This is a genomic window from Bradyrhizobium sp. IC3195 (assembly GCF_020193585.1).
GTDB lineage: Bacteria > Pseudomonadota > Alphaproteobacteria > Rhizobiales > Xanthobacteraceae > Bradyrhizobium > Bradyrhizobium yuanmingense.
In genome coordinates this window covers 36366-61795 of record NZ_JADYVG010000012.1, presented here as the reverse complement: position 1 = coordinate 61795, position 25430 = coordinate 36366, and the positions used below count along the sequence as shown (strand labels likewise).

Genomic DNA, 25430 nt, shown 5'->3' with positions numbered 1-25430 from the left:
GGCGCAGCCTCGCAAGGCTTATTGCGCCGCGATGCCCTCAGCCCTCCACCCGGTACAGCCGCCACCTTTCGGGCACCCCCTTGAGCCGGTGCTGGCCATGATCCCTCAGGTTGATTGCGGACTGCGCCGCCATCAGTTCCTTTACCGCGCTCGAAACCAGCACCTCGCCCGCGCGTGCTTTCGCTGCAACCCGGGTGCAGATGTGGAACGCGAGGCCGACCATTTCGCCGCCGCTGATGGTGTATTCGCCCGCGTGGAGACCCACCCTGATCTCGAGGCCGAGCGTGCGCACGGCTTTCTGAATCGCGGCCGCGCAGGCGATGCCGGCAGCGGGTTTCCTGAAGGTCGCCAGCACGCCGTCCCCCGTGGTCACGACCTCCTTGCCGCGGCACGTCTTCAGCTCCTTGCGGACCGCCGCGTAATAATGGCCTATCACCTTGGTCCAGCGCGCATCGCCGAGCTTGGCTGCCTTCGCCGTGGAGCCGACGATGTCCACGATGAGGATGGTGGCGAGCGCCTGCTTGAGCTCGGCGGCGCGGGCAGCCGACCGGCGCCGGTTCGCGATGGGTCCGGTCAGCGGCTCATAGCGGTGATTGCGGCGCCGCGCGATCGCGGCTTTCGTGTACTCCTGCGCGCGCTGCGCGGTGCCGCAACGGATCGTCTTCTCCTGCGGCGACCGCGACCAGTAGACCTTGCGCCCGGCGCCGGCGCCCTGCACCTCCACCGCGCCCCATTTCAGGAAGACCGCCGCGCCGACGCGTCTGACGCACCACGCCTTCGAGGTGTATCCGGAGACGTTGGACTGATGGACACCGATGCGGAGAAATTTGGGCATGAAGGTGCGGCCAGAGACCGTTTGGGCGTAGCTTCGGCAAGGCTAGTCGGACAATCCGGCCTTGGCAACCGGACCTCCGGCCTCTGACTCCGGCGGGACAAGCTTATCCAGGAGCGATGTCCAGATCGATGTCCAGATCGATGTGCTATCCTCCTATGGGGCGGCAGAAGAAAATCCGGAGAGAATTTATGGCAACGAGTGTCAAGCAAATGCTGGAAGCTGCGAACGCGGCGGTCCCGAAGATCACCTCGGAGCAGGCGGCCGAGATGATCAACAAGGGCAACACGCTGGTCGTGGACGTTCGCGATGCGCCGGAAGTCGCCGCCAGCGGCAAGATCGCCGGCGCCGTGAACGTCTCGCGCGGGATGCTGGAGTTTCGCGCCGACCCGGAGTCGCCCTATCACGACAAGGCGTTCGACAAGGGCAAGACCGTCATCCTCTATTGCGCATCCGGCGGCAGGTCGGCGCTGGCCGGCAAGCTCTTGAAGGATATGGGTTACGAGAACGTCTACAACGTCGGCGGCTTCAAGGACTGGACGGGCGCAGTCGAGAAGTAGCGAGAACAGCGGCGCGGTTCCGTTGACTGCGCTGCGAACTCCGATTGGCACTTTCTGCGGCAAGGCGCGTTGCGGTGTTGTCGAGGAGGCGCAGATGACCAAGACCAAGGCTGCCCACGCACAAGACGCCAAGATTCCCACGCAAGCAGCGCTCAATCCCGGTGACGAAGCTCCGCCCGGAACCAAGGGCACCGGCGACGACGTCTGTCCCGATTGTCACGGCAAGGGACGCATCGACGGCGCGCCTTGCGCCACCTGCGGCGGGAGCGGCACCATCACGCGGGCAGTCGGCGGCGCCTGACGCCGCCTGGTCCAGCGGCTTCACCCTCAAAGCAACGATCGGCCCTTCACGTGTGTTTTCCCCAACTGGAGACAGTGAGGCGCACCATGAACAAGACGAACGGACTGAGACCCGACGATTTTCCGCTCGAAGCCGACAAGGACAAGCTGAAGACACACAAGGGCGAGCCGGTGGCCTCGGCCGAGACCGAGCAGATCGCGGACGAGATCGCCGACCGGCTGAACGAGCAGGCCCACCAGGAAGAGCAGGATCGCTGGTCGGCGTAGTTCAGCGGCCCTGCCATCGAATTTGGAACGACCACGCGTTCCTGCGCATTGGCCCTTCGCCGGCGTCTCACCATTCCGGCAAATGGCGGCCCCGGCTCAAGCCCGCCCCCGGATGCCGGGCCGGGGCCGCCTAGAGCGCGATGCGATTAGGATGAACCGTCATCGCGCTCCAGGTTATTGTTTGAGCATGATCTTTTCGGAAAACCGCTGCGCACTTTGCGCTGCGCGGCCCTCCGGGTCCGGATCATGCACCAGGCCGAGCACAGGAGCGGACATGAAAGCACTCGTCATAGCAGGGCTCATCGCGGCGCTCGCCTCGTCCCCTTCCGCCTTCGCGCAAAGCGGCGCGGGGCCGTCGAGGACGGGCTCCGGCATCAATTCGACCGGCACCGGCGGCACGACCGGCGCGGGCGCCTCCAGCCTCAATACGTCATCGGACGCCAACAACGGCGGCGCCAATGCACCGGCGAAGTCGTCAACGATGAGGCCGGGCGACAACGATCCGGCCAGGCAGACCCAGGGGGGCCAACAGGCCCTGCCGAACGCCCCCGGAACTAACCGGAAATAGCGCGAGCCGGATAGGCATAGAGCTCGATCGGGGCGTTGAAGCCGCGCACCTCGTGCCGGCCGACATGCTCCAATGCGAACTCCTTCTCGACAAGCTCGGCGAAATCGCGTGACAGCAGCACATTCCTGCCGAGCGTCTTGGTCAGCGCCTCCAGGCGGGAGGCCATGTTGACGGCCGGGCCGATCACCGTGAAATCCAGCCGCTGGGCAGATCCGATATTGCCGTACATGACATCACCGACGTGGACGCCGATGCCGTAGTTCAGCGGCGCGCGGCCGGTCGCGCTGTTCCGATCGTTGAGCGCGGCCATGGCTCCCCTCGCCTCGGCCACCGCATGCAGAAGATTGGCGCAGGCGTTCGGCTGATGCAGCGGGAAGATGGCGAGCAGCCCGTCGCCGATGAACTTCAGGATCTCGCCGCCGTGCCGCGCGATCGGCTCCGACATCGCGTCGAAATAGTCGTTGAGAAGGTCGATGACATCGTCGCGCGGCCAGTTGTCGGAGATCTTGGTGAAGTCCCTGAGGTCGCAGATCATGATCGCGGCGCGCACCGTCGTGCCGGTGCCGCGCCTGGTGGCGCCGGCCAGGATCAGCTCGCCGGCATGGGAGCCGACATAAGTTTCCAGCAGCGTGCGCGCCAGGCGATTCTTGATGCGGATCTCGCTGACCAGCGCCAACACCGGCAACAGCTTCTTCAGGCCGGCGATGTGGACATCGTCGAAACCGCCGGGACGATCAGTGGCGAAGGTCACGACGTGGCGCTTGCCGAGCGTGTGGAGCAGCGGCCAGGCCACATAGTCGGTCATGCCCAGCGAGCGCATGTCGTCATAGAGAGCATGCTTGCGACCGAGCGAGGTATCCTGCTCGAGCTTTTCGCGGACCTCGTCGGCACCGTCATGGATCTCGTTGGCGGAGCTGCCGATATATTCGGACCGCTCGCGAACGTCATAGTCGGCCAGCGTGATCTCCGCCTCGCGCTTGCCGTCGGACCACATCATGCGGGCACCCAGCCATTGCGGATGATGGATCATCACGTGAAGCGTCGACCGCTTGAGCGGAATGCCCGCCTGCTGCAGGCGGATGCACATCAGCGCGAAGATGTCGTCGATGAAGCGCTCGTCGCGCGTGCCGTTGGTCAGCCAGTCGATGACGCCGTCGGCCAGTGTGGGGGCGTATGTGTGTGGCGCATTCATATCCTGCCCCTCGAGCTGCGGTTTAGCGAAGCAGATATCGTGCGCCGGCCCGGCGGCGTCAACCTGGCCAGTTGCATGGATTGTGCGCATCAGTCTGAGGTTCTAGACCAGAAGCCGGATCGACCCCAGCACTGCCAGACCCGCGACGAGCGCAAGCTGCGACGGCCCGGCCAGCTCGACCTTCAACGTGCCGGTGCGGGGAATCGCAAATTCCTCGTTGTCGAGGCGGATGCGGCATTCGCCGCGCGGGGCGTAGACCAGATGCGTGCCGGCGGCGAGGTGCCGGTCGCCGGGCTGCTTCAACGCGAGGAGATCGATCTCGGCCGCGCCGCGCCGCGCCATGAGGTTCACGACCTCGACGGGACCGGCCTCGAGCTCGGTCACGATCTCGAGCTCGCCGGTGAACCGCACCGTCGTAAAAGGTTCACGTTCGTCGAATTCCTGCGTCGGCGACTTCAGCACCAGCCCGCGGCCCTCGACGACCATTTGCAAGCGGTCGATGCCGGGCATGTGGGAGAACGGACCGGACGCAAGAATCGGCGTCGACGCAAAGCGCCAGAGCAGGCTGTCCCAGTCCTTCCGCGGCGCATCGGCCCGATGCGCATCCGCGATGTCGGTGAAGACGCCGCCGCCGTTCTTCCACGGCGAGCGGGTGTAGTCTTCAGGATTGAGCAGCGTCGCCTTCATGTCTTGAGCTCGTCCGGGAAAGTCGGAGTATGTACCAGAGTTTGTAGCCGGATGATGTCGCTATTTCGACGCCAATGCCGCCACAGGCCGCCAGCTGACGTCGGGCGCAGCTGCAGCGAGCCGACGGCAGCGGTCACGCATCAGCTCGGCTGGGCGATCGTGGCCGCGCTGCTTCAGCACCGCCTCGAAATCGGCCAGCGCATCGGCAAAGCGGCGGGCGCGATAGGCGGCGAGGCCGCGCTCGTAGTCGGCGATCCAGCCGGTGCTGCCAACCGCCATCTCGTTCGCCATCCCGATCAGCTCGTGAACGGAGAGTCCCTCCTCGCGTCCGTAGACCGCGATGCTGTCGACCTCGCGCGTGACGACGGCGCCGCGCGCCAGACGTTCGGTCGCCGCGCCGACCAGGATCTGCGTGCCGTAAGATTTGTTGGCGCCTTCGAGGCGGCTCGCGACATTCACGGCATCGCCGATCACGGTGTAGTTCAGCCGCAGCTCCGAACCGATATTGCCGACCAGCATGCGGCCGGAATTGATGCCGATGCGGATCTGGAGCGGCTGACCGAGATCGTCGACGAGGCCCGACTCGTCGATCGCTTTGCGGCAGGCGAGCGCGGCACGGCAGCATCGCGCGGCGTGATCGCCTTGCGGCTGCGGCGCGCCCCAGAACGCCATCACGGCATCGCCGATGAACTTGTCGATGGTGCCGCCATTGGCGACAATGATCTCCGAGGTGAGGTCGAGATAGCTCGACAGCAGCGGCACGACGCGGTCACCGAGCCGCTCCGACAATCCAGTAAAGCCGGCGATGTCGATGAACATCACGCTGAGCTCCTGAACGCTGCCGCCGGGCTTCGCCTCGACGCCCTGGCGCAGCAGGCCGCGGACGAGATCCGCCGGGATGAACTTGCGGAATGCGGACAGGCCGGCCGCCATCTCCGCGATCGCACCCGACAGGCTTGCGATCTCCTTGAGCCGCGACGGATGCCGACGGACCTGCTCCAGCGCGAAGGCTTCGACATGGCGCAGTTCGCCGACGACGCGCGACAGCGGCGCGGCGATGACGGACCGCGCCAGCATCGCCGAGGCCAGCGCCGCGAGCACGGCGCCGACGGCGAGACCGAGGATCAGCCGGTGCAATGTCGTCTCGACCGGCCCGAGAAATTCGGCCTCGGGGATGACGGTCGCGAGCGACCAGCCGGGAAACGGCAGCGGCGTCAGCGCAACCTCATAGGCCGCGCCGCCCGAGGTGAGCCGGCTCCGCCAGGCCTCCTTGCGGCCGGCTTCCCCGGCCTGGTCGAGCGCTGCGCGCGCCAGCGGGAGTAGCGCGGTGTTCCCACGCGCCGGATGGAGCTCGTCGGCGTCCTTGTCCGGCGCTGCGACGAGCTCGCCGCTGCCGTCGACGATGAAGGCGGTGCCGGTGCGTCCGACCTCCAGCTGCGACAGGAAGCGCGCAAGCCTGGTATATTCGATGATGACGGCAAGCACGCCTTGGCGCTCCTGGTAGACGTCGATGGGGCCGGCGAAGGCGATCGACGGCCGCTCGCCGGTCGCGTGGTCCATCACCCTGAACCATTGCGGGTCTTCCGCGCCGAGGCCGGCCTTGAACCAGGCCTGATCGGCGACGCGGAAATCGGTCGGCTCGAAGCGGCGGTTGGCGAACTCGATGTCGCCGGGCACCACGTCGTATTCGTCGACGCGGCGCTCGCCCGGATGATCCGTCAGCGAGATCTCCATCATCTCCAGGCGCCGATCGCCGAGCTTGTGCGCGGCGAAGAAGGAGCCGTCAGGCCAGCCGAACGCGACCCAGGAAATCGTGGCCTGCGATTGCAATTGCGAGAGGAAGACGAATTCGCGCTTGTCGGCCTCGCGGGTGTCGAGCACGTTCTGGAGGAACAGGGTGCGGATCGCGGTATGCGCGGCGCGCGCCTCGTCGACGATGGCCGAGACCTCCTTGCGCACCGCCGCGACGATCTGCTCGTTGATGGTCGAGGCGAGCTGCCGGCTGGCCGCCTCCGCGGTGCGCCACCACAGCAGGCTGGAGAGCGCCGCGGTCAGCAGGATCGCGGCGAGGACCAGCGCGGAGACAGCAAGGCGGATACTGACCGTCATCCTTGCGATCGCGCGCAGCTGGCGTCCGGGATCGACGTTCATGGTTTTATCCGCCTTTGGGTGGGCGCGACTCCTGTCATCTTCCTACGCAGATTTCCTACCGTCCGTTACCTCTGCCAAGTTTGGTCGGACGCATCCAATGCTCTCGCTCTAACGTGTCGATAGCGCCAAGGCATTGGATTTGGGCACCCACTTGCCCGCTCATCCCGTCCAAGCGCACCGACCGTGCGCCCGATCCAATCGATCTCACGGTTTCGTGAGCAGCCCGCCGTAACACGGGCGGCGCGCGGAACGAAGGAGATCATGCGCGCTCGCCTGCCGGGCGGCACCATTCGAACAGGAGAACCTCGATGTCTGCCAAACATACCGTCACCTCCCTCGTCCTCGCCGGTGCGGTGTCGACCGCGCTCGCGACCCTTGCCTCCGCCGCCCCCCTGAGCAAGGCCGAAGCCGATGCCGCCGTCGCCGCCAAGAAAGAGAAGTGCTTCGGCGTCGCACTGAAAGGCCAGAACGATTGCGCGGCGGGACCGGGCACCACCTGCCAGGGCACCTCGACCGTGGACTACCAGGGTAATGCCTGGAAATTCGTCAAGGGCGGCACCTGCACCAGCATCGAGCTGCCGGGCGGCAAGAAGGGTTCGCTGAAGCCGATCTGAACGGCGCAACGGCAGGCGCGAACGGAGCAGCACGATGAGCACGATCAAGCCGGCCCCGCCAGCAGCGCTGCCGCTCCGCTTCGCAACGCCGATCGGCGGCGTTGCCGGGACGAGCTTCAAGCCCGAGCACCTCCCGGCAATCCTCGAGGCAAAGGATCAGCGCGGCTTCTTCGAGGTCCACGCCGAGAACTACATGGGCGCCGGAGGGCCGCCGCATCGCGCGCTTGAGGCGATCCGCCGCGACCATCCGCTCTCGCTGCACGGCGTCTGCATGTCGATCGGCGGACCCCGGCCGCTCGACAAGGCGCATCTGGCGCGCTTCCGCGGCCTGGTCGCGCGCTATCAGCCGGCGCTGGTCTCCGAGCATCTCGCCTGGTCGACGCACGAGACCAGCTTCTTCAACGATCTGTTGCCTCTGCCCTATACCGCGGCGACGCTCGCTTGCGTCTGCGATCACATCGATCAGGTGCAGGAGGCGATCCGGCGACCGCTGCAGTTGGAAAACCCGTCGACCTATCTCGCCTTCCGCGAATCCTCCATGCACGAGACCGAATTCATCCGCGCCATTGCGGAGCGCACCGGCTGCGGCCTGCTGCTCGACGTCAACAACGTGTTCGTCTCCGCGGCCAACCATGGATATCCTGCGCTCGACTACCTCGCTGATTTCCCGCTGTCGCGCGTCGAGGAAATTCATCTCGCCGGGCATGCCGAGCAGGCCGACGACGAAGGTGACCTGCTGTTGATCGACAGCCACGATGGCCCGGTGGCCGACGCCGTCTGGAAACTCTACGAGATCGTGATCCGCCGCCGCGGGCCGGTGCCGACGCTGATCGAATGGGACAGCAAGATTCCGGACTGGCCGGTGCTGCAAGCGGAAGCCGCTGCCGCCCAGGCGATCCTCGATCGCCATCAGTCCGCCGTGCGGGCAGGAGAGCGTCATGCCGCCTGAACCAGGTTTGTGCTTTGCCGCATCGTTCGCGCCGGCGCTGCTGGATCCGGCGCGCAGCACGCCTGAGCTCGTGACCGGCCCCAACGGCAAGGCCGCTGGCCGGCGCTATGACGTCTACCGCAACAACGTCACGGTCAGCCTGATCGACGCGCTCGCCGCGATCTATCCGGCGGTGCAGCGCATCACCGGCACCGACTTCTTCCGCGCCATGGCGCGCTTCCATGTGCGCAGCAATCCGCCGACATCGCCGCTGCTGTTCGAATACGGCCGCGATTTTCCGGATTTCATCGAAGCCTACGAGCATGCGCAAGGTATGCCCTGGCTCGCCGACGTCGCGCGTCTCGAGCGGGCCTGGCTCGATGCCTATCACGCCGCGGACGCCGTCCCGCTGTCGCCGGCCCGGCTCTCGGCGGTGACACCCGACCGCCTGGCTGATGTGGTGTTCATTCCGCACCCGGCCGCGCGATGCCTGCGTTCGGACTATGCCGCCGTGACGATCTTTGCGGCCAACCGCGACGACGCACCGGTCATGCGGATCGATGCCTCGACGCCGGAAGATGCCCTGATCACGCGAGGCGAATTCGACGTCGCCGTGCGCCGCCTTCCACCCGGCGGTGCGGTCTTCGCGCACCATCTCATGTCGGGCCGGCCGCTCGGCGAAGCCGCTGCGGCAGCGCTGGAGGCGGCAAGCGAATTCGACATTGCCGCGAACATCGCCGGGCTGATCGAAGCCGGCGCCTTCACCTCGCTCTGTTGCGGAGACCCATCATGATCACGGAGCAACCCATGACGCCCGCCAGCGGCCTGCCGTCGCTCGGAGCACTCATCGACAGAGCCAATCATCTGGTGCAGGCGCTCGCGATACCATCGCTGGTCCAGCTGGTGCTGCGCCTCGCGCTGGCCGTGCCGTTCTGGCGCTCGGGCCTGCTCAAATGGGACGGCTTCCTCAGGCTCAACGACACGGCAGTAACGCTGTTCAGCGACGAATTCATGCTGCATCTGCCCGGCGGTCCCTATCACTTTCCGGCCCCGACGGTGATGGCCTTTCTCTCGGGCTCCGGCGAGATCATGTTCCCGATCCTGCTGGTGCTGGGGCTGGGCACGCGGTTCGCAGCGCTCGGACTGCTAGTGATGACGGTGATCGTCGAGCTCACGGTGCCCGACGGCTGGCCGATCCATCTCACCTGGGCAGCGATGGCACTTGCCCTCATGGCTTACGGGCCGGGGCACATCTCGCTCGATCATCTGATCTGTCGCATCCGTAGCCCGGATGGAGCGCAGCGCAATCCGGGGCAGGTTGCGCGGTGAGGCATCGGTCCCGGATTACGCTTGCGCTCCATCCGGGCTACAGAAGAGCACTTACATCCCGCTCAGGCCGCTATCGACTGCGAGGGTCTGTGCGGTGACGTAGACGCTTTCGTCGGAGAGGAAGAACAGCACGGCATAGGCAATCTCCCAGGCTGTCGCCTGGCGGCCGAACGGGATGTGGCTCTTGCCGCGGGAGGGACGGCCGGCGCCGGCTTCGCGGCCGTTGGGGGTGTCGACGAGTCCGGGATAGACGAGATTGGCGCGGATGCCGCGGCGGGCTCCGAGATGGGCGATGTTGCGCATCAGACCGCCGAGCGCGGCTTTCGAGGAATCGTACACCGCCATCTGCGAGCCCGCCTTCAGCGCGGCGATGGAGGAGATGAAGACGATGGCGCCGCCATCGTCGAATTTCGGCAAGCCGGCGCGGCAGCACAGCATGGGGCCGCGGACATTGACGTCGTAGATCTTGTTCCACTCCTCGGGGCTGACGGCATCGAGCCCGACCTTGCCGAATGTGCCGACGTTCAGCACCATGCCGTCGAGCCCGCCCATGGCGCGGCGCGCCTCGTCGATCATGCGGACGACGTCGGCCTCCGAGGTGACGTCGGCCGCGATGGCAAAACCCTCGCCGCCTTCATCCGTGATGCGCTTCACCGTCTGTTCGGCGGAGCTGCGGTTGAGATCGGCGACCGCGACCTTGGCGCCCTCGCGGGCGCACAGGATGCTCATGGCACGGCCGTTGCCGATTGGATCGCTCGCTGCGTCGAACACGCGTTGGCCGCCGCCGACGATCAGGATGCGGCGCCCTTTGAGGCGCCCCCTGCCCGGCGCTTCTCCGGATGATTCCGCGCTCGGCGGACGAATGTAACGCTCCGGCTTGCTCTCGGTGTCCGCCATCTCAGCCGCCTGGCTTCTTGCCGCCGTCATAGACCTTCATGCCAGCGGCGGGATCGAGATCGGTTTCCGTTGCTTCGGTCAGGCGCGCCATCATCATGTAAAAGCCGAGCGCGACGATGGCTTCGACGATTTCCTGGTCGCTGAAATGTTTTCGCACGGCCGCGAAGATGGTCTCGGGGACACGGACGTTCTCGACCACTTCGCGGCCGAACTTCAGCAGCGCGCGCTCGGCCTCGCTCAGGCCGGTGGCGTCGTAGTCACTACGCTCGACGGCGTCGATCTGGTCCTGCGTGCAGCCGACGCCGAGCGCGATCGGCACGTGCTGGCGCCACTCGTAGGCGCCGCCTTCGAGCTGGGCGGACTGGAGGATCAGAAGCTCGCGGTTGACCGCGCTGAGCTTCTGCTTGTGCAGGATGGAATTGCCGAGCCGCATCGCCGGAATCATGTTGGCCTCGGCATGGGCCATCATGCGGAAGATGTTGAGCTTGACCGGCATGCGGTCGAACGAGGCGCGAATGTCGCCGCTCGTCGTCTCCGGATCAATCAGGGGCAGCCTTGCCACGCATTTCTCCCTTGGGCTTTCGTTTCTTGTTGTCGGCGTCTTGACCTGCCGCGATCAGCGACAGGAAGAAGGCGAGATAGCGGTCGATCGCCTCGATCACCTTCGGCCGCGGCGACGGCACCGCGCCCATCACGTAATGCTCGAGGCGGATGTAGATCAGACCGGCGGCGAACAGCCGCGCGGTCTCGCGCGGATCAGTGGTCGAGATCAGGCCGGCGAGCGCGAAGCCGCGGAAATAATCCGTCATCAGGCTCTGCTCGCGCGCGTAGAAATGATCGGCGAATTTGGCGCGAATGCCTGGCACGCGGTTGCGCTCGGCGGTGATGACCTTCTGGAACTGGTGCTCGCGCGGATCGGACCATTGCTCGACGAGGTCGAGCGCGAACTGCCGGCAGAACTCCGCCGGCTGCCGCGCCAGCTGCTTGTAGCGCGGCTCCTCCAGCCGGCTCGCCGAGCTGGCCAGCCCATGCTCGCTGACGATCGCCTCGAGGATCGCCGCCTTGCCGGGGAAATGGTTGTAGAGGCTGCTCTCGCGGATGCCGACGCGGCGCGCGAGCTCGCGCATCGAGGCGCCGCCATAACCGCTCTGCGCGAACAGGTTGAGCGCTTCGGCGAGGATGCGCTCGCGCGTCGTGGGCGCAGCCGCTTCAGCCGCGCTGGAGGTGTCGACAGCCATGCTGCTTGACTAACGAACGCTCGTTCGCTAGTCAACCGTACGAACGATCGTTCGTTTCAACTCCGCTCGATAAGCGGAGAGCAATTGGGGGAAGAACGCCATGGCAAGCCACGCTCGCCTTTTGCCCGCGCAAACCATCGCAGCGCTTCGCATCGTCACATCATTGCTGCTGATCTTGTCAGCGGCGCCGTCCGCCCGCGCCGAGGATGCTGCCGCCTACCCCACCCGCAAGATCAGGATGCTGCTGCCTTACGCGGCCGGCGGCGGCGGCGACGTAGTCGGCCGGCTGCTTGCGGACAGGATGGGCAAGACGCTCGGGCAGAGCATCTATATCGAGAACCACACCGGCGCCGCCGGCACGATCGGCACGCAGATGGTCGCGACTTCCGCGAATGACGGCTACACCATCACCGTCGGCGGCATGACCACGCATGTGCTGGCGCCCGCGATCTATCCAAAACTGCCCTACGATCCGATCAAGGACTTCACGACGATCGGGCGCGTCGGCGTCTCCTCCATCATGCTGGTGGCGACCAAGGACTTTGCCGCCAATGACATCAGGGGTCTGGTCGCGCTGGCCAAGAAGGGCGAGCCGATCCAGTACGGCAGCTGGGGCGTCGGCTCGACCGGACAATTCTGCGCGGAAATCCTGATGCAGCAGACCGGCATCAAGATGGACCACGTGCCGTTCAACGGCATCGCAAAGCTGGCCGGCGATTTGCTCGGCCGCCACATTTCCCTGGCGACGCTCGACGTCGCCACCGCAACGCCGCTGGTGAAGGAGGGCTCGATCAAGGCGCTGGCGGCCTGCGGCGAGCGGTCGCCGAGCCTGCCCGAAATCGCCAGCTACAAGGAGCAGGGCGTCGCGTTCGACCGCAGCCTGTCATGGGCGATGTATGCGCCCGCCGGCGTGGCTCCGCCGATCGCGCAGAAGCTGTCGGCGGCCCTGAAGGAGACCCTTGGCGATGAGGTGGTGAAGCAGAAGCTGCTGGCGCTCGGCATCACCCCGCAATTCGTGCCCGGCGAGGAGCAACGCGACATCAACGCGCGCGACATCACGGCCTGGAAGCAGGTTGCCAAGGACGCGGGCATCGAGGTCAAGTGAGCAAGTGGCGGGCAGCTCGCCAGCAACCATCCTTCGAGACGCCCGCCTGCGGCGGGCCCTCAGGATGAGGCCCCTCGTGAATAGGCAGAGAGCAGGAGCGCGGACATGAGCCGCATCTTCGGCGCGGTGCGCCAGAACGGATATGTGGTGCGGGACATCCACGCCGCGATGAAGCACTGGATCGAGGTGATGGGCGTCGGCCCCTGGTACTACATGGACCGGGTCAAGACCGACTGGTTCCGGCATCGCGGCCGGGATTCGGCCGTCGAGATGAGCATTGCGCTGGCGAATTCCGGCGATCTCCAGATCGAGCTGATCCAGCAGCGCAACGACGCGCCCTCGCTCTACAGGGAATTTCTCGATGCCGGGCACGAAGGGCTCCAGCACATGTCGTATTGGAGCCACGACTATCAGGCGCTCTACGACAAGGCGCTCGGGCTCGGCTATCGGATCGGCCATGAGGGCCAGATCGGCGGCAACAAGGGACGCTTTGCCTATTTCGACACGCAGGCGCATCCGGGCACGGTGATCGAAATCTCCGACATCAGCGGCACCAAGGGCCCGTTCTTCGAGAAGGTGCGGCAGGCCGCGATGAGCTGGGACGGCACGCGGCCAATCCGCGAGATCGGCGGCGGGAGATCGTAGAACCGATTGCCCGCAATGTACGCCGTTGCTGGCTCTTGCGGGAAACCATGGTAACGTGGCCTCGTGTCCGAACCTTCAGCGAGGCTAGCATGCCCGACACTGACAAGGTTTTCGCCGGCTCGATTCCGAAAATCTACGACGAGTATCTGGTCCCGATGATCTTCGCCGTCTATGCGGAGGACATCGCAAGGCGCGTTGCCGCACGCTCTCCCGCTGTATTGCTCGAGATCGCAGCGGGCACCGGTGCGGTGACGCGTGCCGTGGCGGCGGCGCTGCCGCGCGGCGTTCGATACGTTGCAACGGACCTCAACGAACCGATGCTCGCGGTCGCAGCGCAGCGCCAGGCGAATGACGATCGCATCACCTGGCGCCAGGCGGACGCAATGGCCCTGCCCTTGGGCGACGCCGAGTTCGACGTGGTCTGCTGCCAGTTCGGCGCGATGTTCTTTCCGAACCGCATCAAGGCCTATGGCGAGGTCAGGCGCGTCCTGAAGCCGGACGGCACGTTCGTGTTCAACGTTTGGGATCGCATCGAGGAGAATGCGCTCACGCATGAAGCAACGGTCGCGCTCGAGAAGCTGTTTCCCAATGATCCGCCGCGTTTCATGGTCCGGACGCCGCACGGCTATCACGACAAGGCCGTCATCAGGAGCGATCTCGAACGAGCTGGCTTCCGCGACATCTCGATCGAAACCCGATCCGAAATCAGCCGCGCGCCTTTAGCCGAAGATGTCGCCATTGCGCTCTGCCAGGGCACGCCGCTGCGCAGCGAGATCGAGGCACGGGATGCCGGCAAGCTTCAGGCTGCGACCGATACGGTTGCGGAGGCAATCCGGGCCCGCCATGGATCCGGTCCGGTGGAGGGCAAGATCCAGGCGATCGTGATCGAGGCCCGCCCGTAGCAGGGGCGTTGGCCGAGGCGGCGCGTCCTTTACCAGAAGCCGCGCTGGAACGGCTGCGCCGGCTGATAGTACTGGTACTGGCTGCGCCGGCGCGGGTTGGCCGGCTGGACGTAGGGATCGCGGTAGAAGAAGCCGAAGCCGTTGTCCCAGCCGTCATCGCTGGCGATCATGGCAGGCGCGGTCGGCTTGCGCGTGATGAAGCCGCCTTGCGGCTCGTTGCTCAGCACCGCGACGAACTCGGTGCGGTAATTGGTCTCGCTGCTCAGCGGCTCGTCCGAGACGACGATCGAGGAGCGCGGCAACGCGGTCGGCCCGATGCGGTCCCATACGTCCTGCGGGATGGTGATGCGGTCGAGTGCGTTGCGGGCCTCATCGCCGTTCTCGATCGTGACAACGCTCCAGCGCAGGCCCGTCCCGGTCTTCGCCATCGCCGTAAAGATATGCGTGCCGATCGGCTGCTCGGGATTGCGGATCGTGACGGGGACCTCGATGCTGGTGTCGAACACCTCGCCGCCGCCGTCGGGCGCCGGCTTGTGCGTGTTCCGACGCACATAGAGCTTCTGCGTCGCCCGGCTGATGTAGACCGAGACCGGCTCGCCCGCGAGCTTCGCGTCGGTCGCCGCCTTCACGGCCTCGGTCTTTCTGGCCGCAGCGGTCTTCGCGGCTTCCTTGGTCGCAGCCACCGCATCGCGCTTCGGCTGCGCGGCGGCCCTGGCGGCCTCGAGCTGCGTCGCCGCGTCGGCAGCCTTGGTTGCTGCCTTCTGCTTCAGCTCCTCGGCCTTGGCGCGGGCCTGATCCGTCTTGGCATTTGCGAGCATTTTGTCGGCGAAGGCGAGCTCGGCATCGGCGCGGGTCTTCTGCTGTTCCAGCTTGCGCAACGCGGCCGGGAGCGAGGCGGCTTCCTTCGCGGCGGCGGACGCAGCCTTCTTGGCCTCGTCGGCCGCCCTTGTGGCCTCCTCCGCCTCGGCGGAGAGCTTGTCGGCCCGGCCGGGCACGGCCGCGATGGCCTCCGGCTTTGGCACGAACAGCGAGGGATGAGAGAATTCCGTCGGGACCGTGTCATGCGGCGAGACGATCACGCGCATCCCGATATAGGTCTTGTCGAACACATTCTCGGCGAAGCCGAACGGCATTCGCACGCAGCCGTGCGAGGCGGCATAGCCGGGCAGCGGTCCGCCATGCAGGGCGATGCCGTTCCAGGTAATGCGCTGCATGTGCGGCATCCAGGCATCGTCATAAAGGCTCGAGCGATGCTCCCGGTTCTTCTCGAGGATGGCAAAGACGCCAGCCGGCGTCTCGCGTCCGGTGGTGCCGGTCGATACCGGCGCGCGCACGATCCAGCCGTCGGCATCGTAGAAAGTGACCTGCTGGCTCTTGATCGACACGATCGCCATGACCGGATCGCCGGCCACCCGCGGCGCGACTGCCTCGGCCACCTGGCGCTGCTGCTTGGCCGCAATCGCCGGGGTGGCCGCCGCAAGGGTCGCCGCCGCCACGAGCGCCATGATTCCGGCAGGCCCCCGGCGCCCCACCGCCCTGATGGATTGCGCCGTCGTCGATCGGTTTTTCATGCCATCCTCGGTCGAGCTGCCAGTCGGCTGGTATCGCTCACGTGTCAGATTGGAATCGTTGCATTAAGAAATTGCAGTCGCCTTACGTTCCGTCTGTGGCGGGATTCGGTACGTTCGGACGACAAATCTCTCATATACGACGCCTCGCGGAGGCGGAAGGCGGCCGTCAGCCGAGGGCAGCCGGAGCTGGCCTCAATCGCTGCGGCAGAATGTCCGGATCACCTTTTGGTGCGACCGTACGGACGCGCGAATAGCCCTTCCGCTAGACGCCGAGAGCCTTGCGGTTCAACGTTCGCAGGAAACGCAGCGACAACGTTCGCACGTTCGCAACATTGAGCAGCCAGGCCGCGGCCGCATAGGCAAGGCCGCCGGCGAGGCTGACGATGACGAGCGAGGCGAGGCCGGTGCCGCCCACTTGCGCGCGCGCAACAAGGATCGCCGCCGCCATCAATGCCGCGGAGGCAGCGACGCCGGCGAGGCGATTGAGCTCGAACGGGACCGGATGGGCCCGATGCATCAGGACGAGTGCGACCAGGAAGCCGATCGCCTCGGTTGCCAGGGTCGCCAGCGCCGCGCCGTAAAGGCCGTAGCCGCCGATCAGCGCGAACATCAGGATCACGCTGATCACCAGCGTGAGGAAAGATTGCGCCGCCAGCATGAACGGCCGCTCGGCGAGCTGGAAGCTGATCTGCACGTAGAACTGATTGGCGATGCCGAAAAGCCGCGCAAGCACCAGTGTCGGCAACAGGGCCGAGACGCCGGCGCGGAAGTCGATCCCGACGAGCGTTCCGGCCACCTGGTCCGCCGCAAGCGCAAGCCAGACCGCAACGGGCGCCACCACGACGAGCAGCAGCTCGAGGCTTTCGGTCAGCCGCTCCCGCGTCGTCTCGCCGTTGTTCTCGGACAATGACCGGAACACCAGCGGCACCGTCGCCGCGGCGACGCTGGATGCGATCATGACCATGAACTGGCGCGGCAGATCGGCGGCAACGCCGAAGATGCCGGCAGCATCCTTGCCGAGCAGATAAGCGACAATGAGGCGGTCGCAGGCCGAATAGACGGCCACGGACAATCCCGCCAGCGTCAGCGGCAGGCCGTAGCGCGCCAGCTGCATGAACTGGCTGCGCTGGAATCGCGCGATCCCGGTGCGGTCGCCGACGAGGTTCAGGATGATGCCGGCGAGCGACCCCAGGCCGAATGCGGCGAGCAGCCCCAATCCACCCCAGCCGAGCCAGATTCCGAGAAGACCGAAGCCGACGCTGGAGACGCTGCGCACGATCGAGATCGCCGCGAACCGGTAGGGGCGCAATTTAGCGCGCTCGAACTCCTGGCCGACATCGACTGCATTGGCCATGATCGCGACGAACATGCTGGCGAGCAGCAGCTCGACGCTGACATCGCTGCGGAACAGGACGACCAGCGGAGTGGTGGCGCAGAGCACCGCGGCCGTGAGCGCGAAGGCGACGATTGCCGTGCCACGAAAATCGACCTCCGCCGACATCGCCTGATAGCGCGACACCGACAGCTTGATCCAGGCGAAGAAGATCGCGCCCAGAATCCCGGCAAGGCTGATGCCGACGACATAGACGCCGTACTCCGCCGGGCTGAGGAGCCGCGTATAGGCCGTGACGGCGAAGAAGCCCACCGCCGCAGGCAGGATGTAGGCGACGAGATAGATCGAGAAATGGCGGTTCAGCATGCGAGCACGGGACCGTGGGCGGCCATCAGGATTAACGGATCGTTAAGACGATTGGGTGCGACAATCGGGGCTCGCCGCTGGCATTGCCAAGGATAGGTCAAGGACAAGTCAAGGATAGCCGGATAACCCTGCAAATCGGATCGCTAATGGAGCGAGCACGCGGTTATCGCGCGTTAGCGTTAAATTTGCCCTGTCCTTGAAGGAGCGGGCGCGATCACAGAAAAGAAGCAATGATAGCGAAACGTCGCCCGACTCCTCCGACGCACTGATGTAACTGATATGGACGTTGTCGAACGAACACGGGCGAGATCGACCTCCCTCCCGCGTCGAACCGCCACTGCTCCCGCGGCTCCGGCGTATCCCGGCGCGAAGGGCCGCGACAGGATGGTCCTCAACCTCTTCTTCGAGGAACGAGACGACCGCTGGTTTCCCGGCGACCGTCACCTTCGGCCGCTGCTGCGCCGGTTGCTGCTGGGCAAGTCCTTCATCAGCGGACAGCGGCGCGTTCTGCTCAATCTGTGCGCAGGTCTCGATCGGCTTGGCATTCGCTACCGCGTCAACGATTATCGCTACATTCGGAAGCATCCGGAGGAACTGGCCTGCATCATCGGCCGGCCGTTCGTGCTCGACTGGTTCAAGTGGAAGAATCCACTGCTGCTTGGCGTCGCCATGTATGACCATCCAATCGACGCACCAGAAACTCTAGAGGATCTCGACGTGAGGCAGGTGCTGTTGCCGTGCGCCTGGTATGCCGACATGTTCCGTCCGCACTGGCCCCATGTCGGTGCCTGGCCCGTCGGCATCGAGACGGATCTGTGGGTCCCGGCGCCGGCCGCGCAGAAGAAGATCGACGTGCTGCTCTACGACAAGGTCCGCTGGGATTACGACCGGTATCAACCGGAGCTGATCGAGCCGATCCGAAAGTTTCTCGAAGCCAGCGGACGCTCGGTCGAAACGATCCGCTACGGGCACTACAAGGAAGAGGATTACAAGACCGCGCTGGCGCGCTGCCGCAGCATGATCTTCCTCTGCGAGCACGAGAGCCAGGGCATCGCCTGCCAGCAAGCACTGTCGAGCGGCGTGCCCGTCTTCGCCTGGGATCGCGGCGGACCCTGGCAGGATCCGAAATATTTCCCGGACAAGGTGCGATACGAGGGCAACGTGTCCTCGGTGCCCTATTTCGACGCGCGCTGCGGCATGACCTTCACTGATGCGGGCAGCTTCGCGGCGGGCTGGGGCCGTTTCTGGTCGCAGGTCGACGCAGGAGGCTTCGCGCCGCGCGATTATGTGCTGGACCACCTGACGCTCGAGAAGGGCGCGCTTCACTATTACGAAATCGCGGAAGCCGCGATGCAGCGGCACGCGTGACCGGGCTCGACCGACGCGAATTCCTGCTCGGCAGTGTCGCAACGCTCGCGGCGGGCGCATCGGCGTCCGCGGTGCCGGCCTCGAAACGCGTCCAACGCCGCCCGGGCTACGGCGCAGCCGCCACGCTCTGGGACCTGCAAGCCGATCCGCGGCTCGGCGAGGCCATCAGCACCTATTGCACGCAGGTGGTGCCGGTGCTCGAGCTGAAATGGCCGATGCTGCGGCCGGACGCCCATACGTTCACCTTCGAGCGCGCCGACGCGATCCTGGATTTCGCGCGCGACAACGATCTGACCATGCGCGGCCACGCACTCGCCTGGTATCACGACATTCCGGACTGGACCAAGCAGATCAAGGGCAGCAAGGGCGTCGAACGCGCCTATCTCGACCACATCGGCACCGTCGTTTCCTACTACAAGGACAAGCTGACGTCGTGGGACGTCGTCAACGAGCCGATCCCGGACAATCCGCGCAGCCCGAAGGACCGGCGCGACACCTTCTGGACGCAACATCTCGGCGATCGCTGGATTCCGCTGGCGTTCCGCACGGCGGCCGCGGCCGACCCCTTCGTCAAGCTCGCGATCAACGAATATGACATCGAGTCGGCGAAGGACTCGTTCATCGCCAAGCGGGCGGCCTATCGCACCCTCATCATGGACCTGCTCGATCAGGGCGTTCCGCTCCACGCCGTCGGGCTGCAGGCGCATTTGCACGCCGAACTCGAGATCGACACGCACGGACTCGCCGAATTCGCAACCGAGCTGCGTTCCTGGGGGCTCGAGGTTCTCATCACCGAGCTCGACGTCGACGACCAGAAGCTGGCGGGAAGTCCTGCGGAGCGCGACGCCGTCGTCGCCAAGCGCGTCGACGACTTGCTGACGGCCGTTGCCGCGAGCGGCCCGGTGCGGTCGATCCTGACCTGGGGCATCTCGGACCGTTACAGCTGGATCAACGGCACCTTCGCCCGCAAGGACAAGCAGCCGAACCGCCCGCTGCCGCTCGACGGCGAGTTCAAGCCGAAGCCGTTCATGGACGTCATCAGCAAGTTCACGAAGGACGGCTAAAGCGCGATGCGATTAGGATGAATCGTCATCGCGCTTTAGATTATTGTTCGAGCATGATCTTTTCGGAAAACCGCTATGCACTTTTCCGGATCATGCTTTAGAAATCAGCGTGTCTTCGGCATTTCGAACGCGGCCACATCGCCGATATGATCGGGGGCCAGGCTCGGCGCGCGCCGCTCGCGCGAGGACAGGCGGAACACGTCGCGGATGTCGGCGATCGACGTCGACGAATAGGACTGAATGCAAAGCGCGACCTGCTCGGGCGAGGCCGTGCGCATCATCGCTTCGATGGCCGGGCGGTCGAGCGGCGTGTCGTCCCAGTGCGAGACCGCGATGCTGTCTTCGGTGAGCCGATGTCGCGCCAGGTGTTCCGGCGCATTGGCGACGAAGTTTCCGTAAAGCAGATACTCCGAAAACTTCTTCTTCCGGCACAGCGCCAGCGCCCAGCTCAGGCCGGTCGCCGACTTGATCGCGTCCGTCATCGCACGCGCCGTGTCCCTGTCCCAGACCAGCGCGTTGCCGACATAATCGTCCGCCGGGAACGCGCGCTCCTTGATGCCGAGAAGCTGGTCGACGGTGCGCAGCCACAGGCCGTGCAACGGGTGGTCGGCGGCGATCGCTTTGCGCGTGACGAACAGCGGCGTCGTCTCAGCGCCGGCATATCGGCTGACGTCGAACTCGCGGAAGAACAGATTGTCCGAATCTAGGATGCAGACGCGCTGCTCGGGCGCGTTGAGGACGCCGGCGATCTTCAGGATCTGCTGGATGTGCCAGCCGTGCACGGGCGAGGACAGCAGCGACAGCCAGACGCGCCGGCTGCCGAACTGGAGCGCCGGCGGCAGCGCGAACAGCCATTTCGGCAGATAGCGCGAGGCCGGAACGATGACCCGCTTGTCGGACGCGAAGCGCGCGAACAGCGGCACGTCCTCATCGTTAACGAGTACATAATGGCGCGTGTATCCCGACAGCCAGGTGTCGATGCTCTCGCTGAGCAGCGAAAAGCGTTCGATATCCTTGGCGTAGCTGGCAGTCAGCAGGGCAACGGAATGCATGGAGCACGCTCAAATGGCCATCAGACCGGCACTGATAGCGGCAATGCGAGATGCCGGAAACTCACGATCGAAATCAAGGTAAAGCGAAACGAAGTGTTAGCCATCCGACGGCAGCCCCCGCTCCAGCCCGCGAAAGCGGAGCGGCGCCAGGGCTGAGGCGCGCTGCCACCAGTTGGCGACGCGGTCGTCGAGGGCGGTCACGCCGCGGCCCCGGCCGGGAAAGATCCGGATCTGCTGGATCGCCTCTGCCTCGAAACCCCTGGCCCGCCGCGTGATCTTGAGGGCGGCGCCTTCGCGGTCGCGCTGCGTCAGCGGCACCAGAAGACGGCCGCGCGGACGGAGCGACCGCAGCCAGAGCGGGTGCGGATGCGGGAAGCCGGCATGCACGATGATCACGTCGGCGGGCTCGCCCACGTCCTTGCACCCATCGCCGTGGACGACCGTGACGTTGCCATAGCCGCGCAAGTAGTTCGCCGCTCGGGTCGCGAGCCGATCGTCGCATTCGATCGCATGGACGCGGCCCTTCTCGCCGACCATGATCGACAGCACCGCGGAGAAATAGCCGAGGCCGCAGCCGATCTGCACCACACGGTCCGCCCGCTTGACGTCGAGAGTGTCGATCAAATGCGCCCACAGGCTCGGCAGGCCGGTGTCGAGCTTGCGGCGCGCATCGATCGCGACGAGCACGTTGTCGTAGAGATGAACGGGATCGGCGTCGGGCGTCAGCCGGTAACTGCGCGCTGCCTCGCCCTTGATGCGCCACGGTCCCCTTGGCAGAAATTCCTCGCGCGGAACGGCGGCGAGCGCGGCGAGCAGACGCTTCGAGGCAATCCGCTCGCGCCTGGCGATCAACTCAGCGTAGCGCGCACGCGCGGCGGCAAGATCGCTCATGTCACAGACCGGCCTGCTCGCGCACCGCCGCGTCGCTACCGAGCTCATCGAGGAGCTGCATCGCCTGCTTCAGGTCCGGCGTGTAAAAGCCCTCGCTGAATTTGCCGACGATCGGCATCAGCAGGAGTCTTGCGTGCTCGCGCTTGCCGGCTTGATGCGACAGGCGCGCGAGGCAGACGGCGGTGCGAAGCTCCCAGGACAGCGCTCCCTGCTTGCGTGCGGTCTCCAGCGAAAGGCCGAACAGGTCCTCCGCCTCCTGTACCGACGCCGGGTCGCCACCCGCCAGCGTGATCTCGCCTTGCATGCGATAGACCTCGGCGAGATAGAAGTGATCGCCGGTCCGCCTTGCGGTCGCAAGCGCACCATCCAGCGCGCGCAAGGCGGCGTCGCGCATCCCGACCTTGGCGTACGTTTCCGCGAGCAGACAGCGGAACCAGCAGCCGGCGAGCCAGGAATCCATCGCCTCGTACTCGTCGAGGCCGAAGCGCATCTGGCCGAGGCCTTCGTCGGCTTCGCCGAGCTGAGCCAGCGCCCAGCCGCGCAGGATCGCCGCCTGCTGCTTCCAGTGCAGGAAATTGTGCTCGGTGGCAATGATCATGGCGCGATTGGCGTAGTCGCGCGTGCCTTCGACGTCGCGCAAATGCTGGCGGAGATAGGCGCCGAACACCAGCGCGAAGGCGAGCGTGAAAGGGTGGCGGATCTTCTCGGCGTTCGCGATCGCCTGCTCGCTGTGCTGGCGCGCCGCGTCGGGCCGACCGAGGAACCACAGGAGGTAACCGAGATAGGACAGCGAAACGACACCGGGATCGATGCCGTGCCGTTCCATCAGGTCGGAGTGCAGATCGGGGCTGAACAGGTTGATGCAGCGGTGCAAATGGTGCTGCGAGGCTGCGAAGCGGCCGCGATAGAGCATGGTCATCGCGATCGCGCGGTGCGCCTCGATCAGATAGCCGGTCTGCTGCGCCGGCTGCGTCCGCTCGTTCAGCCGCTCGCGCTTGGCAAACTTCAACAGCTCGACGCTGAGATCGTGCGCGCGGGTGAGATCGGCGCGGATGAAATGGCACACCCAGAGCCCGCGCGTCGCAGCGAAGACCTTTTCGTCGTCATCGAGCTGACGGCCGAGCTCCAGCGCGCGGATGTAGTTCTCCTCGACCTCCTGCACCGCGTAGCCCTTGGCGGCGATCAGCGCGTTGCCGAGCGCGATGCGCAGCTTGAGCTCCATCTCGTCGGCGCCCTGCATGCGCGCATTGGCCTGCACGACGTTAAGGCCGCGGCGCAGGTGGCCGATCGCCTCCAGATTGGCCCCGGTCTTGGCCGCCTGCTTGCCGGCCTTGAGCCAGAAGCTGGCGGCGCCCTCGCTCTGGCCGGATTCGGTCAAATGATGGGCGAGCAGCTCCGGTTCGCGCTCGGTCCTCTCCGGATACATCTCGGCGAGCACCTGGGCGATCCGCGCATGCAGCTTGCGCCGCTCGCTGTGCAACAGGCTCACATGCGCGGCGTTCTGGATCATCACGTGCTTGAAGGAGTACAGCGCATCCGGCGGATGGCCGCGGCGCATGATCAGCCCGGCCTCCTGCAGATGACTGAGCGCCGCCTCGATCTGCTCGGCCGGCGTATCGGCGACGGCATGCAGCGTCTCGTAGGAGAACTCGCGGCCGATCGTGGCGCCGATCTGCGCGATGCGCTTGAAGGGTCCCATCCGATCGAGCCGCGCCATCAGCGAGTCGGTCAGGGTGGCCGGGATTGCGAGCTGCCGCCACGGTCCCGACAGCACGTAGCGCCCGTGCCGCTCGGTCAGCAGATTGGATTCCAGAACCGTCTTGGTCAGCTCTTCCAGGAACAGCGGCACGCCGTCGGTCTTGACGATGATCTCCTCGACAACCTCCTTGGGCAGCTCGCGTCCCGCGACGCGCTCGACCAGCGTCGTGCGCAACTGCCGGCTCAAGCGGTTCAGGACCAGGGTGGTGATGTGCGAATGCGCGTTCCAGCTCGCCTGGAATTCCGAGCGCGCGGTGATGATCGCCAGGATCGGCTGGTTCTGCACCCGATCGACCAGGAGGTCGACCACCTCGCGGGAGGTCGGGTCGATCCAATGCAAATCCTCGAACGCGATCACCAGCGGCATCTCGCGCGCAAGGCCGAGGAAATGGTTGACCAGCGCCACGACCGTCGCATCCTTCTGCTGCTGCGGCGACAGCTTGAGCGGCGGATAGCGGTCCCCGGTCGGTATCGACAGCAGCGCGGCAAACAGCGGGGTGACCTGCTCAATGTCGCCATCGGCGGCGGCGATCGCGTTCTCCAGGCTCGCCAGCGACAGCGCGGACGAATCCTCGCGATCGAGACCGAGGGAGAATTTGAGCTGCTCGACGAACGGATGGAACGCGGTGGAGGTGTAATAGGGCGAGCACTGCAGCGAGACCTGTCCATGGCGGTCGCCCGATATCCGCTCGAAGATCTCCTGGATGATGCGCGACTTGCCGATTCCGGGCTCGCCGAACTTGACCACGACCTGGCCGTCGCCGTCCTTGGCCTGCTGCCAGCGCCCCATCAACAGCGCGATCTCCTCCTCGCGGTTGACGAGCGGCGTCAGGCGCGTACCCATCGCCGCAGCGAAACGGGTCTCCAACCGCGAGGCGCGCACCACGTGCCAGGCCTGGGCCTTCTCGGAGATCCCCTTCAAGTCGTGGACTCCGAGATTGCGGTAGTCGAACTTCCCCTTCAGCAGCGCCTGCGTCGAGGCCGAGATCACCACGCCGTTGGGCGGCGCCAGGCCTTGCAGGCGCGCCGCGAGATTGACGGTTTCCCCGACCGCGGAGTCGCGTTCTTCGGTGCCCTGCCCGACGAGGTCGCCGACCACAACGAGGCCGGTCGCGATCCCGATGCGGACGGCGGGTGAATGGCTGAGCGCACCACGCGGCTCGACCGCGCGTGCCGTCGACAGCACCCGCACGATCTCGAGCCCGGCGCGCACCGCGCGCTCGGCATCGTCCTCATGTGCGGTCGGATAGCCGAAATAGACCAGGATACCGTCGCCGACGAAACGGGCGGCAAAGCCCTCGTATTGCTTGACCACCCGGACGCAGGTCTCGCGAAAATCCGCGATCATGTCGCGGACGTCCTCCGGATCGAACTGCGCGGACAGCGAGGTGGAATCCACCATGTCGCAGAACATCGTGGTGAGCTGGCGCCGTTCGGCTCCGACCTCCGCCCGGATTTGCGGACGCGGCGCCTCTGCCGGCGCCTCCGTGGTTTCCGCTTGAAACAGCGCCGCCATCGCCCGCTGCAGCCGCTTGCGATCGCCGAGCGGCAATCCGAGCTCGACCAGATCGGCTTCGGTGAGATCCGCGATGACGTCGAGATCGAGGCGGTGCTGCGCGAAAAGATCGGTGTAGTGCCCGAGACCGATGCTTTCGAGCCAGTGCTTCAGCCCGCCTTCCAAACTCGTGCTCGGCTCGTTCTCCAGCATCGTGATTCTGCCCGACCCTTACTCCGTCGAAGGGCTCGAGGGCCCCTCAACCACAGATTTTGGGGTCCAAACTTCACCTCGGACTGGACGCATTCCCCAACTTC

General features: G+C 65.8%; 25 protein-coding genes. 12 read left to right on the top strand and 13 right to left on the bottom strand.

Annotation, left to right across the window (positions count from 1 at the left end; genetic code table 11):
* Positions 1 to 37: 37 nt before the first annotated feature.
* Positions 38 to 835 carry an adenylate/guanylate cyclase domain-containing protein gene (locus I6F09_RS22475; RefSeq protein ID WP_057026102.1) on the bottom strand — a complete coding sequence of 266 codons (798 nt, stop codon included), beginning with the start codon at positions 833 to 835 and terminating at the stop codon, positions 38 to 40.
* A gap of 188 nt (positions 836 to 1023) precedes the next feature.
* Between I6F09_RS22475 and I6F09_RS22470 the strand changes: the two genes are divergently transcribed.
* The 3 genes from I6F09_RS22470 (at position 1024) to I6F09_RS22460 (ending at position 1959) form a co-directional block, all read left to right on the top strand.
* Positions 1024 to 1392: a rhodanese-like domain-containing protein gene (locus I6F09_RS22470; RefSeq protein ID WP_036011668.1), complete on the top strand. Its 369-nt coding sequence runs from the start codon at positions 1024 to 1026 to the stop codon at positions 1390 to 1392.
* A 94-nt stretch (positions 1393 to 1486) separates the two neighbouring features.
* Positions 1487 to 1693, top strand: coding sequence for a hypothetical protein (locus tag I6F09_RS22465; protein WP_050991724.1), 207 nt, complete (start codon positions 1487 to 1489; stop codon positions 1691 to 1693).
* Positions 1694 to 1779: 86 nt separating this feature from the next.
* Complete coding sequence (locus tag I6F09_RS22460) at positions 1780 to 1959, top strand: hypothetical protein (protein WP_225189073.1); 180 nt, start codon at positions 1780 to 1782, stop codon at positions 1957 to 1959.
* Positions 1960 to 2133: 174 nt separating this feature from the next.
* Here I6F09_RS22460 and I6F09_RS22455 read toward each other — a convergent pair whose 3' ends face one another.
* From I6F09_RS22455 to I6F09_RS22440, 4 genes are all read right to left on the bottom strand, one after another.
* Positions 2134 to 2457: a hypothetical protein gene (locus I6F09_RS22455; RefSeq protein ID WP_158284442.1), complete on the bottom strand. Its 324-nt coding sequence runs from the start codon at positions 2455 to 2457 to the stop codon at positions 2134 to 2136.
* 56 nt (positions 2458 to 2513) lie between these two features.
* A complete protein-coding gene (locus I6F09_RS22450) occupies positions 2514 to 3719 on the bottom strand; it encodes an adenylate/guanylate cyclase domain-containing protein (protein ID WP_225189072.1) in 1206 nt (401 codons plus the stop codon).
* A gap of 102 nt (positions 3720 to 3821) precedes the next feature.
* Positions 3822 to 4406, bottom strand: coding sequence for a HutD family protein (locus I6F09_RS22445; RefSeq protein WP_225189071.1), 585 nt, complete (start codon positions 4404 to 4406; stop codon positions 3822 to 3824).
* Between the two features lie 60 nt (positions 4407 to 4466).
* On the bottom strand, positions 4467 to 6557 hold the full coding sequence (locus I6F09_RS22440) for an adenylate/guanylate cyclase domain-containing protein (protein WP_225189070.1): 2091 nt from the start codon (positions 6555 to 6557) through the stop codon (positions 4467 to 4469).
* A 308-nt stretch (positions 6558 to 6865) separates the two neighbouring features.
* On the opposite strand from I6F09_RS22440, the gene I6F09_RS22435 reads away from it, so the two are divergent.
* Genes I6F09_RS22435 through I6F09_RS22420 form a run of 4 tightly spaced genes read left to right on the top strand, consistent with a single transcriptional unit; the run spans position 6866 to position 9428 of the window.
* Entirely contained in the window at positions 6866 to 7171 is a 306-nt protein-coding gene (locus I6F09_RS22435; protein ID WP_036026732.1) for a DUF2282 domain-containing protein, read from the top strand.
* Positions 7172 to 7205: 34 nt separating this feature from the next.
* Complete coding sequence (locus tag I6F09_RS22430; protein WP_225189069.1) at positions 7206 to 8120, top strand: DUF692 domain-containing protein; 915 nt, start codon at positions 7206 to 7208, stop codon at positions 8118 to 8120.
* Complete coding sequence (locus I6F09_RS22425; protein ID WP_225189068.1) at positions 8110 to 8892, top strand: DNA-binding domain-containing protein; 783 nt, start codon at positions 8110 to 8112, stop codon at positions 8890 to 8892. Before I6F09_RS22430 ends, I6F09_RS22425 begins: the two co-directional genes overlap by 11 nt.
* A complete protein-coding gene (locus I6F09_RS22420; protein WP_225151627.1) occupies positions 8889 to 9428 on the top strand; it encodes a DoxX family protein in 540 nt (179 codons plus the stop codon). Before I6F09_RS22425 ends, I6F09_RS22420 begins: the two co-directional genes overlap by 4 nt.
* A 51-nt stretch (positions 9429 to 9479) precedes the next feature.
* Here the strand turns inward: I6F09_RS22420 and I6F09_RS22415 are convergent, their stop codons facing one another.
* Genes I6F09_RS22415 through I6F09_RS22405 form a run of 3 tightly spaced genes read right to left on the bottom strand, consistent with a single transcriptional unit; the run spans position 9480 to position 11563 of the window.
* A complete protein-coding gene (locus tag I6F09_RS22415) occupies positions 9480 to 10325 on the bottom strand; it encodes an SDR family oxidoreductase (protein WP_225114022.1) in 846 nt (281 codons plus the stop codon).
* Position 10326: 1 nt separating this feature from the next.
* Positions 10327 to 10887, bottom strand: a complete 561-nt coding sequence (locus tag I6F09_RS22410) for a carboxymuconolactone decarboxylase family protein (protein ID WP_225189067.1) — start codon at positions 10885 to 10887, stop codon at positions 10327 to 10329.
* A complete protein-coding gene (locus I6F09_RS22405) occupies positions 10865 to 11563 on the bottom strand; it encodes a TetR/AcrR family transcriptional regulator (RefSeq protein ID WP_225189066.1) in 699 nt (232 codons plus the stop codon). The genes I6F09_RS22410 and I6F09_RS22405 overlap by 23 nt, the downstream gene beginning before the upstream one ends.
* A 100-nt stretch (positions 11564 to 11663) precedes the next feature.
* Between I6F09_RS22405 and I6F09_RS22400 the strand changes: the two genes are divergently transcribed.
* The 3 genes from I6F09_RS22400 (at position 11664) to I6F09_RS22390 (ending at position 14215) form a co-directional block, all read left to right on the top strand.
* Positions 11664 to 12668 carry a tripartite tricarboxylate transporter substrate binding protein gene (locus I6F09_RS22400; RefSeq protein WP_225189065.1) on the top strand — a complete coding sequence of 335 codons (1005 nt, stop codon included), beginning with the start codon at positions 11664 to 11666 and terminating at the stop codon, positions 12666 to 12668.
* A gap of 105 nt (positions 12669 to 12773) precedes the next feature.
* Positions 12774 to 13313 (top strand): VOC family protein, encoded by a 540-nt coding sequence (locus I6F09_RS22395; protein ID WP_036011717.1) that lies wholly within the window; start codon positions 12774 to 12776, stop codon positions 13311 to 13313.
* Between the two features lie 89 nt (positions 13314 to 13402).
* Entirely contained in the window at positions 13403 to 14215 is an 813-nt protein-coding gene (locus I6F09_RS22390; RefSeq protein ID WP_225147758.1) for a class I SAM-dependent methyltransferase, read from the top strand.
* 29 nt (positions 14216 to 14244) lie between these two features.
* On the opposite strand, the gene I6F09_RS22385 is transcribed toward I6F09_RS22390, so the two are convergent.
* Together I6F09_RS22385 and I6F09_RS22380 are read right to left on the bottom strand one after the other, a co-directional pair.
* The gene (locus I6F09_RS22385) at positions 14245 to 15786 is read right to left on the bottom strand and encodes a L,D-transpeptidase (protein ID WP_036026748.1); all 1542 of its coding nucleotides are present in this window, start codon (positions 15784 to 15786) and stop codon (positions 14245 to 14247) included.
* Between the two features lie 262 nt (positions 15787 to 16048).
* Positions 16049 to 17485: an oligosaccharide flippase family protein gene (locus I6F09_RS22380; RefSeq protein WP_109145177.1), complete on the bottom strand. Its 1437-nt coding sequence runs from the start codon at positions 17483 to 17485 to the stop codon at positions 16049 to 16051.
* Positions 17486 to 17764: 279 nt separating this feature from the next.
* Between I6F09_RS22380 and I6F09_RS22375 the strand changes: the two genes are divergently transcribed.
* Together I6F09_RS22375 and I6F09_RS22370 are read left to right on the top strand one after the other, a co-directional pair.
* Positions 17765 to 18853, top strand: coding sequence for a glycosyltransferase family 1 protein (locus I6F09_RS22375; RefSeq protein ID WP_225189064.1), 1089 nt, complete (start codon positions 17765 to 17767; stop codon positions 18851 to 18853).
* Entirely contained in the window at positions 18850 to 19917 is a 1068-nt protein-coding gene (locus tag I6F09_RS22370; protein ID WP_109145179.1) for an endo-1,4-beta-xylanase, read from the top strand. The genes I6F09_RS22375 and I6F09_RS22370 overlap by 4 nt, the downstream gene beginning before the upstream one ends.
* A 104-nt stretch (positions 19918 to 20021) precedes the next feature.
* On the opposite strand, the gene I6F09_RS22365 is transcribed toward I6F09_RS22370, so the two are convergent.
* The 3 genes from I6F09_RS22365 to I6F09_RS22355 form a co-directional block, all read right to left on the bottom strand.
* Complete coding sequence (locus I6F09_RS22365) at positions 20022 to 20969, bottom strand: DUF6492 family protein (RefSeq protein ID WP_225189063.1); 948 nt, start codon at positions 20967 to 20969, stop codon at positions 20022 to 20024.
* A 96-nt stretch (positions 20970 to 21065) separates the two neighbouring features.
* On the bottom strand, positions 21066 to 21860 hold the full coding sequence (locus I6F09_RS22360; RefSeq protein WP_225189062.1) for an rRNA adenine N-6-methyltransferase family protein: 795 nt from the start codon (positions 21858 to 21860) through the stop codon (positions 21066 to 21068).
* Between the two features lies 1 nt (position 21861).
* On the bottom strand, positions 21862 to 25326 hold the full coding sequence (locus I6F09_RS22355; RefSeq protein WP_225189061.1) for an AAA family ATPase: 3465 nt from the start codon (positions 25324 to 25326) through the stop codon (positions 21862 to 21864).
* Positions 25327 to 25430: the final 104 nt, after the last annotated feature.